Source organism: Zavarzinia aquatilis (assembly GCF_003173035.1).
Taxonomy (GTDB): Bacteria; Pseudomonadota; Alphaproteobacteria; order Zavarziniales; family Zavarziniaceae; genus Zavarzinia; species Zavarzinia aquatilis.
In genome coordinates this window covers 151,927-158,309 of record NZ_QGLE01000011.1, presented here as the reverse complement: position 1 = coordinate 158,309, position 6,383 = coordinate 151,927, and the positions used below count along the sequence as shown (strand labels likewise).

At 66.8% G+C, this 6,383-nt stretch carries 10 protein-coding genes; 2 read left to right on the top strand and 8 right to left on the bottom strand.

Annotated elements, in window-relative coordinates; translation table 11 throughout:
• Together DKG74_RS17280 and DKG74_RS17275 are read left to right on the top strand one after the other, a co-directional pair.
• Positions 1-547: zinc-binding dehydrogenase (locus tag DKG74_RS17280; protein ID WP_165837735.1), on the top strand; the 547-nt coding region annotated here is incomplete at its 5' end.
• 35 nt (positions 548-582) lie between these two features.
• Positions 583-963 (top strand): VOC family protein, encoded by a 381-nt coding sequence (locus tag DKG74_RS17275; protein ID WP_109907426.1) that lies wholly within the window; start codon positions 583-585, stop codon positions 961-963.
• Positions 964-1,020: 57 nt separating this feature from the next.
• On the opposite strand, the gene DKG74_RS17270 is transcribed toward DKG74_RS17275, so the two are convergent.
• From DKG74_RS17270 to dmpE, 8 genes are read right to left on the bottom strand one after another with little or no spacing between them, the layout of a single operon-like run.
• Positions 1,021-1,329: a 2Fe-2S iron-sulfur cluster-binding protein gene (locus tag DKG74_RS17270; RefSeq protein WP_109907425.1), complete on the bottom strand. Its 309-nt coding sequence runs from the start codon at positions 1,327-1,329 to the stop codon at positions 1,021-1,023.
• Complete coding sequence (locus tag DKG74_RS17265; protein ID WP_109907424.1) at positions 1,326-1,748, bottom strand: tautomerase family protein; 423 nt, start codon at positions 1,746-1,748, stop codon at positions 1,326-1,328. The genes DKG74_RS17270 and DKG74_RS17265 overlap by 4 nt, the downstream gene beginning before the upstream one ends.
• Positions 1,749-1,797: 49 nt before the next feature.
• Positions 1,798-2,547 (bottom strand): SDR family oxidoreductase, encoded by a 750-nt coding sequence (locus tag DKG74_RS17260; protein WP_109907423.1) that lies wholly within the window; start codon positions 2,545-2,547, stop codon positions 1,798-1,800.
• A 4-nt stretch (positions 2,548-2,551) separates the two neighbouring features.
• On the bottom strand, positions 2,552-3,610 hold the full coding sequence (gene dmpG, locus DKG74_RS17255) for a 4-hydroxy-2-oxovalerate aldolase (protein ID WP_109907422.1): 1,059 nt from the start codon (positions 3,608-3,610) through the stop codon (positions 2,552-2,554).
• On the bottom strand, positions 3,607-4,539 hold the full coding sequence (locus DKG74_RS17250; protein ID WP_109907421.1) for an acetaldehyde dehydrogenase (acetylating): 933 nt from the start codon (positions 4,537-4,539) through the stop codon (positions 3,607-3,609). Before DKG74_RS17250 ends, dmpG begins: the two co-directional genes overlap by 4 nt.
• Positions 4,536-4,793: a tautomerase family protein gene (locus tag DKG74_RS17245; RefSeq protein WP_279340892.1), complete on the bottom strand. Its 258-nt coding sequence runs from the start codon at positions 4,791-4,793 to the stop codon at positions 4,536-4,538. The genes DKG74_RS17250 and DKG74_RS17245 overlap by 4 nt, the downstream gene beginning before the upstream one ends.
• On the bottom strand, positions 4,789-5,586 hold the full coding sequence (gene dmpH / locus DKG74_RS17240; protein ID WP_109907419.1) for a 2-oxo-3-hexenedioate decarboxylase: 798 nt from the start codon (positions 5,584-5,586) through the stop codon (positions 4,789-4,791). Before dmpH ends, DKG74_RS17245 begins: the two co-directional genes overlap by 5 nt.
• On the bottom strand, positions 5,583-6,380 hold the full coding sequence (gene dmpE, locus DKG74_RS17235) for a 2-oxopent-4-enoate hydratase (RefSeq protein WP_109907418.1): 798 nt from the start codon (positions 6,378-6,380) through the stop codon (positions 5,583-5,585). The genes dmpH and dmpE overlap by 4 nt, the downstream gene beginning before the upstream one ends.
• Positions 6,381-6,383 lie beyond the last annotated feature (3 nt).

Below are 6,383 nucleotides of genomic sequence, written 5' to 3'. Positions count from 1 at the left end.
CAATGCCGTCGTCTTCGGGCTGGGCGGCATCGGCCTCAACGTCATCCAGGGCCTGCGCATGGTCGGGGCCAACATGATCGTCGGCGTCGACCTGAACGACGACAAGGAAGAGTGGGGCCGGCGTTTCGGCATGACCCATTTCGTCAACCCGAAGAAGGTCTCGGGCGATATCGTCGCCCATCTGGTCGAACTGACCAGGGGCGGGGCCGACTATTCCTTCGACTGCACGGGCAACACCACGGTGATGCGCCAGGCTTTGGAATGCGCGCACAAGGGCTGGGGCGAGAGCATCGTGATCGGCGTCGCCGCGGCGGGCCAGGAAATCTCCACCCGTCCCTTTCAGCTGGTGACCGGGCGGGTGTGGCGCGGTACGGCCTTCGGCGGCGCGCGTGGCCGCACCGATGTGCCGAAGATCGTCGACTGGTACATGGACAAGAAGATCGAGATCGACCCGATGATCACCCATGTCCTGCCCCTCGAACAGATCAACGAGGCTTTCGACCTCATGCATCACGGCAAGTCCATCCGCGCCGTCATCACTTTCTGAGCGTGTGTAACCACAATAATACCTGGGAGGAATCCATGAGCATCTTCACCCACGTCTGCGTTGGCACCAACGACCTCGCGCGCGCTCGCGTGTTCTATGACGACGTTCTCGGCAAGCTTGGTTACAAGCGGATCGCCGATCTCGGCGACAACGGCTCGATCTGGGGCGAGGACGGCCCGGCCTTCTTCGTGTTGAAGCCCGGCAACGGCCTGCCGGCGACCTATGCCAACGGCGGCACCATCAGTTTCGTCTCGCCCAGCCGGGTGGCGATCAATGCCTTCCATGCCTCCGCGCTGGCTCATGGCGGCCAGGACGAGGGATTGCCCGGCCCGCGCGGGATCGCCCCCAACGCCTATGCCGCCTATGTCCGCGATCCCGACGGCAACAAGCTTGCCGCCTATTGCTTCAAGCCCTGATACATCTTCGCGCAGCATCCCCACCGCCGGAAGCACCGGCGGTGGGGATCTCCTGTTTCAGCGGGGCGTCCAGGCCTTGGTCATCTTGCCGATGACGCGGACGGTCAGATCGCCCTCGGGGCGGATGCGGCAGGCCAGGACCCGGCCGCGGCGCTGGTCCTCCTCAGTCACATGGGCGCGGCTCATCACTTCGGGGGTATAAGTTCCCTCGACCACTTCGATCTTGCACACGCCGCAGCCGCCGCCCCGGCAGCCGGCCGGAATGCCCTTGCGGCCGAGGCGGACCATGCCGTCCAGCACCGACTGACGGGAATCGCAGGTGAAGGCTTCACCGGTTTCGTCGATGGTGACGCGATGCCGGGTCATGCGATGTCACGCCGGGTGAAGGCTTCGATGTCGGCCTTGCGCAGCTCCTGCGCCATGCGGCCGCCGATGCACCATTCCTCGGGCTGGACCCGCTTGCAGTGGCCGCGGATCAGAGCCTTCTCGACCCCGAGGAGATCGGCGACCAGATCGGTAAAGCCGGTCAGCAGGCGCTGCCGCGTCTCGAGCGGGCGCCCCTCCAGCACCAGGAATTCGAAATAGGGCGCGCTCAAGCCGCCCTCGTCCAGCATGACACCCGCGACGGCGCAGCGCGCGCGCTCATAGGGCACGACGAAGGCGCGCACCCGGTCCATGGGACATTGCAGGACCTCGGCATAGAGCCTGGACGCCGCGATCAGCAGGCGGCGTTCCTGCGCGGCGCTGGACGTGCCTTCGGCGAGATGGAAATGAATGATCGGCATGGTTTCCGCCTCCCGACGGTTGTTCGTTATCGTTGGTGCCGGACTGTAATCAGGGCAGGCCGCGCCTCCGTCCCGCGTCGAGCATCAGGGTGCTGCCGGTCATCGCCGCCGCTTCCGGCGCGAGCAGCAGGGCGACAGCCCAGGCGACATCTTCGGGGTTGGTGAAGACCCCGGTCGAAGACTCCGCCCGCATGTTGTCGAGGATCGTTTCCGCCGTCGTGCCCTGACGCACCGCCTCGGCCTCGGCGATGCGGCGCAGACGGTCGGTATCGGCGGGGCCGGGCGCGATGGCATGGGCCGTGATGCCGCGCGCACCGAGCGCGAGGCTGATCTGGCGGGAGAGGGCGATCAGCGCGGCATTGGCGACACCGGGCGCGGCCGCATAGGCCGTCGGCTCCAGCCCGTAATGGCCGGCGATGGCGACGAGGCGCGAGCCCGCCTCCAGCCGGCCGTCGACGGCGCGGGCAAGGCGCAGGAACCCGCCCGCCTTCAGGTTCACCGCCTGCGCGAGGGCGTCCGTGGCGACCGTGGTCACGCTGCCCGGCGACGACAGGCCGGGGCCGTGGACGGCGATCCGCACCGGCCCCGGCGGCAGGGCCGCCGCGATGCGGGGAATCGCCTCGTCATCGCCGATGTCGGCGGTACAGGGGATGACGCCGGGATGATTCCCGATCAGCGTCTCCAGCCCGCGCAGGCTGCGGGCGACGGCGACCACCGTCAGCCCGGCCGCGATCAGCCGGGCGACGATGGCGCCGCCGAAGGCCCCCGAGGCGCCGACGACAACGGCGGTACCCGACATCGTCTCAGGCTTCGGTCAGGGTCGGCTCGCGCAGGAGGCCGCGATCCTTGGCCATGGTCATGGCCGTGTCCTGGATCATGTCCTCCTGGCCGCCGATCATCTTCTTGCGGCCGAGCTCGATCAGGATGTCGCGCGCCGGCACGCCGAAGCTCTTCGCCGCCTTCTTGGCGTGGAGCAGGAAGGTCGAATAGACCCCGGCATAGCCGAGGGTCAGCGACTCCCGGTCGACGCGGACGAGATGGTCCATCATCGGCAGCACGATATCCTCGGCGACATCCATCAGCTTGAACAGGTCGACGCCGGTCTCGATCCCCATGCGGTCGCAGACCGCGGCGAAGACTTCGAGTGGCGTGTTGCCGGCCCCGGCGCCGAGGCCGGCGACCGAGCCGTCGATCCGGCTGGCGCCCGCGGCGATCGCGGCGATCGAATTGGCGATGCCCATGCCGAGGTTGTGGTGGCCGTGGAAGCCGATCTCAGTCTCGGGCTTCAGCACCGCGCGCAGCGCCGAAATGCGGGCCGTTACATCTTCCGGCAGCATGAAGCCGGCGGAATCGGTGACATAGACTGTATGGGCGCCATAGGATTCCATCAGCTTGCCCTGTTCGGCGATGCCGGCGGGATCGTTCAGATGGGCCATCATCAGGAAGCCGGAGGTGTCCATGCCCAGCTTGCGGGCATAGGCGATGTGCTGGGGCGAGGTATTCGCCTCGGTGCAATGGGTGGCGACGTGGACGCTGCGCGCGCCCGCGTCATAGGCCGACTGCAGCTCGCGCATCGTGCCGAGGCCGGGGATCAGCAGGACCGAGACCTTGGCCTGCGTCATCTTCTGCGCGACGGCGGAAATATAGGCTTCGTTGCTGGCGATGGCGAAGCCGTGCTGGACCGAATTGCCGCCGAGACCGGCGCCATGGGTCACCTGGATATAGGGAATGCCGGCATCGTCGAGCGCCGTCGCCAGTTTCACCATCTGCTCGACGCTGATCTGCTCGCGCTTGGCGTGCATCCCGTCGCGCAGGCACATGTCGTGGAGGGCGACCTTGCGGCCCTTCATTGTATCGGTCATTGGGCGGCCTCCGTGGCGAGGGATCTGGTGGGTTCCAGTTTCAGGGTGCCGGCGATGATCTCTTCGGCGAACATCTCGGCGGTGCGGGTGGCGGCCGCGGTCATGATGTCGAGGTTGCCGGCGTAGGTCGGCAGATAATCGCCGAGCCCCTTCACCTCCATGAAGACCGAGACCTTGTCCCCCTCGAAGGCGGGACCGTTCACCAGCCGGTAACCGGGAACGTATTTCTGCACTTCGCCGATCATCTGCAGCACCGAGCGGGTGATGGCGGCCTGGTCCGGTTCGTCGTCGGTCAGGCAATAGATCGTGTTGCGCATGATCATCGGCGGCTCGGCCGGGTTGATGATGGCGAGGGCCTTGCCCTGGCGGGCGCCGCCCACCTTCTCGACCGCGTTCGAGGTCGTATAGGTGAATTCGTCGAGGTTGGCGCGGGTGCCCGGCCCGATCGACTTCGAGGCGAGGCTGGCGACGATCTCGGCATAGCGCACGCCCTGCACGCGCGAGACGGCGTTGACGATGGGAATGGTCGCCTGACCGGCGCAGGAGATCATGTTGACGTTCATGACCTTCTTGTCGGTGTAACTCTTCAGGTTGACCGGCGGCACGCACAGGGGGCCGATGGCGGCCGGCGTCAGGTCGATCATCAGGACGCCGAGTTCGTTCAGCTTGCGGCTGTTCTCGGCATGGACATAGGCCGAGGTCGCGTCGAAGGCGATCTGGATATTGTCCTCGACGACATGGGGCAGCAGGCCGTCGACGCCTTCGGCCGTCACCTTCAGGCCCATGTCGCGGGCCCGGGCGAGGCCTTCGGATTGCGGGTCGATGCCCACCATCCACACCGGCTCGAGCACCGGGCTCCGCTGGATCTTGTAGATGAGGTCGGTGCCGATGTTGCCGGAGCCGATCAGGGCACAGCGGATCTTCTTCATGCCGGGATTTCCTTGGCCGAGCCGTTCAGGGCGGTCGTTTCCTGCGCGGATTTGCGCGGGGCGCCGGCGACATAGAATTCGTCGGCGTGATGTTCGGTGATCAGGATGCGGACGGCTTCGGGCCGCACGCCGAGGGCGCCGATCACCGCCTCGGTGATCGCGGTCGCGGCCCGCTGCTTCTGTTCGCTCGTGCGGCCTTCGAGCAGGTGCATTTCGATGATGGGCATCGCATGTCTCCGGGATGAGCGTTCAATCGACGAAACGGACGGATACCGAGCCGAGGCCCTGGTAGCGGGCGATCACATTGTCGCCGGGCTTGACCGGGATCGCCTCGGTGATGCCGCCGCTGAGCACGAAGCTGCCGGCCGGCAGGCTCTCGCCCAGGTCGTGCAGGATGTTCACCAGCATGGCCACGGCTTCCGCCGGATGGCCGAGCACGGCGGCGGCGGCGGCGAAGGCCAGCATCTCGCCGTTCTTTTCCATCACGACGCCGATGGTCGGCAGGTCGAGATCGGCGACCCGGCGCGGCCGGCCGCCACCAACGAAGAGCGCGGCCGAGCCATTGTCGGCGACGACACTCTCGAGGTCGAACTTGAAGCCGGAGAAGCGGGAGTCGATGATTTCGATCGCCGGCAGCACGAAATCGGTCGCGGCCAGCACGTCGGCGGCGGTGCAGCCGGGACCGGACAGGTTCTTCGCCGTGACGAAGGCAACCTCGCATTCGACGCGGGGATGGATCAGGCCCTTGACCGAGACTTCCGTACCCTCGGGCCGGGCCATGCGGTCGGTCAGGAAGCCGATGGAGGGCACGTCGACCCCCATCTGGATCATCTTTGCCTTCGAGGTCAGGCCGGCCTTCCAGCCGATCAGCTTGTGACCCTTCGCGAGGTATCGCGCCCGCAGGGCCGACTGCACAGCATAGCCATCGTCGATGGTCATGGCCGGATATTCCTCGGTCAGGCGGGGGATGGCGTGGCCGCGGGTCTGCGCGCCCTCGACCCTCTCGGTCAGGCGGGTGATGGCTTCGGCGTTCAGGGTGACGGTCATGCCGCGCTCTTTCCCGAGAAGGCGACCCGGCAGGTGCCGAGCCCGCCGATGGTGCAGGTGAGGACATCGCCGTCGACGACGGAGACGAGGGCGGATTGCGAACCGGAGAGGATTACCTCGCCGGCGAGGAAGGGAATGCCGAGGGTGCCGAGCGTATTGGCGAGCCAGGCGACGGCATTGGCCGGCGAGCCCTGGACGGCGGCGCCACAGGCGGTCGAGAACAGCTCGCCATTTTTCTTCAGCACCATGCCGGCGAGGGCAAGGTCGATGTCCCGCGGATCGCCCCTGACGTCGCCGAGGACATAGACGCCGCAGGAAGCATTGTCGGCCACCGTGTCGCGAATGCCGATCTTCCAGTTCCGGATGCGGGAATCGACGATCTCGAAGCAGGGCGCGACGTAATCGGTGGCGTGGATCACGTCCATCGCCGTGATGCCGGGACCTTTCAGGTCGCGCTTCAGCACGAAGGCGAGTTCAGCCTCGGCCTTGGGCTGGATCAGGGCGTTCAGGTCGATGGTCTCGCCCGCCTGATAGACCATGCCCGAGGTCAGCTGGCCGAAATCCGGCTGATAGACGCCGAGCAGGTTCTGCACCGCCTTCGAGGTCACGCCGATCTTCTTGCCGACGATGCTCTCGCCCGCCGAAACGCGCCGGGCGATGAAACGCTCCTGGATGCGATAGGCATCCTCGAGGGTGAGTTCGGGGTGGCGCTCGGCGAGGGGGGCGAGGGTGTAGCGCCCGACGAAGGCGTCATAGAGTTCGTCGCCGCAGCGGGCGATCAGATCCGCGCTCATCGC

What these genes read in the sequence shown, in the direction of transcription:
- dmpH (WP_109907419.1), bottom strand. Translation starts at nt 5,586, where the DNA reads ATGACCGTCACCCTGAACGCCGAAGCCATCACCCGCCTGACCGAGAGG.
- DKG74_RS17250 (WP_109907421.1), bottom strand. Translation starts at nt 4,539, where the DNA reads ATGAAGAAGATCCGCTGTGCCCTGATCGGCTCCGGCAACATCGGCACC.
- dmpG (WP_109907422.1), bottom strand. Translation starts at nt 3,610, where the DNA reads ATGACCGATACAATGAAGGGCCGCAAGGTCGCCCTCCACGACATGTGC.
- DKG74_RS17260 (WP_109907423.1), bottom strand. Translation starts at nt 2,547, where the DNA reads ATGTCGGGTACCGCCGTTGTCGTCGGCGCCTCGGGGGCCTTCGGCGGC.
- DKG74_RS17270 (WP_109907425.1), bottom strand. Translation starts at nt 1,329, where the DNA reads ATGACCCGGCATCGCGTCACCATCGACGAAACCGGTGAAGCCTTCACC.
- DKG74_RS17265 (WP_109907424.1), bottom strand. Translation starts at nt 1,748, where the DNA reads ATGCCGATCATTCATTTCCATCTCGCCGAAGGCACGTCCAGCGCCGCG.
- DKG74_RS17275 (WP_109907426.1), top strand. Translation starts at nt 583, where the DNA reads ATGAGCATCTTCACCCACGTCTGCGTTGGCACCAACGACCTCGCGCGC.
- dmpE (WP_109907418.1), bottom strand. Translation starts at nt 6,380, where the DNA reads ATGAGCGCGGATCTGATCGCCCGCTGCGGCGACGAACTCTATGACGCC.